Annotated in this window: 2 protein-coding genes; one reads left to right on the top strand and one right to left on the bottom strand. The window is 67.9% G+C overall.

The window, feature by feature from the left end:
• Positions 1-633, top strand: a 633-nt coding sequence (locus WA317_RS00315; RefSeq protein WP_425171132.1) for an extracellular solute-binding protein, incomplete at its 5' end; no start/stop codon positions are given.
• Between the two features lie 55 nt (positions 634-688).
• On the opposite strand, the gene WA317_RS00310 is transcribed toward WA317_RS00315, so the two are convergent.
• A complete protein-coding gene (locus WA317_RS00310; RefSeq protein ID WP_425171133.1) occupies positions 689-1,525 on the bottom strand; it encodes a CbiQ family ECF transporter T component in 837 nt (278 codons plus the stop codon).
• Between the last annotated feature and the right edge of the window lie 5 nt (positions 1,526-1,530).

Here is a 1,530-nt window from a genome sequence, read left to right as displayed (position 1 = left end):
GTGTTCCAACGCGGCGACCAGTTCGCGTTTGACAATCCCGGCGCTATAGCGGCTTTCCACTACGTGATCGAATTAATCAACGACGATCACGTCGCCCCACCCGCTTCGGAAACCAACACCATCGGCGAGTTCTCCCGCAACCAATTCCTGGCCGGTCGGATGGCGCTGTTTCAGTCCGGCACCTACAACTTGGCGCCCGTAGCCGCCGGGGCGCGTTTCCACTGGGGGGTCGCAGTGTTGCCCGCCGGCCCGAAAGGCCGGGCCACCGTAACCAACGGTATTGCAGCGGTTGGCAATTCGGCATCGCCGCATCCGGAGGCGGTGCGGCAGGTGCTGGCCTGGCTGGGCAGCAGACAAGGCAACGAGTACGTGGGCCGCAACGGTAGTGCCATCCCCGCGGTGCGGTCCGCTCAGCGCGTTTACTTCGACTACTGGGCCCGTAAGGGTGTCGACGTGTCCGCGTTCTTCGCCGTGCTGAACGGGCCCCGGATTCCCGTACCCGGCGGCGCCGGCTTCCCCGCCGGCGACCAAGCCCTCAAGCCGTATTTCGACGAGATGTTCTCCGGCCGAAGCGACATTGCAGCGACGCTGAAGCGCGCTCAAGCGGCCGCCAACGCCGCTGCCGGGCGTTAGTGCACAGGCGCAGCTGTTCGTGACGGCTTAATCGACCCGTCAATACGTTTGGCCGCTACACGCTCCACATCAGCTCCGCGGCCAAAGCCGCCGCGCACACCGCAGCAGTGATCGACAGTGCGAGCCAGTCGGCGCGCTTCGGCCGCGTTGGCGCGGCCGAGATCTGGCCGGCACCGCCGCGGGCGGTGATCGCGTCGCCCATCTCGTCAGCGCGGCGCAACGTCACGGTGATGGCCGTTGCCATCAGGTCGATGAGCTCGAGCGCCCAGCGCCGGCGACGAGCCCGACGGGTCCGCGGTATCTGTTTGGGCCGCAACCGCCGCGACGCGTAGAGCACCCGGAACTCGTCGATCAGCATGGGAAACGCCCGCAAGGCCAGCGCCAACGCGACCGCCCACTCGTCGATCGGGATGCGCAGCGCCCGCAGTGGTCGGCCCAACGTAGCGACCGCCGGTGCGATTTCAGCGACGTTCGTGGTCCAGGACACCATCGCGCCGAGGCCGAGCAGCACGATCGACAATGTGGTGAACCGCAAGAAGTTGAGCAATCCGCCGAGCGCCAGTGCGACTCCGTCGATATGCACCGTCGGGTCGCCGCCGCCCATCGCCGCAGTGATACCGCCGAGGGCGATCACCGCCCACAGCCACAGCGGTATCGACGGCAGTGCGCCACGCGGAATGTGCGCGAGCCGGGCCGCGGTCAGCACGAGCGCGGCGATCAGCCCGATCGCCACCCACCCCGGATAGAAGGTCAACAGCACCGAAATACCGGCGACCGCAAGCAGCTTCGTGCCGGCCCACAAGTCGTGGACGGGCGAATCGACCGGCACCGGACGCAGCAGCACCGCTGGACGGGCCGGGCGGCGCGTTGTGCGGCGGGCCGGCGCGGTCACGACAC

It is taken from the genome of Mycobacterium sp., from assembly GCF_049802695.1.
Taxonomy (GTDB): domain Bacteria; phylum Actinomycetota; class Actinomycetes; order Mycobacteriales; family Mycobacteriaceae; genus Mycobacterium.
Note: the sequence above shows the minus strand (reverse complement) of the source record. Positions and strands in the feature narration are given on the sequence as shown.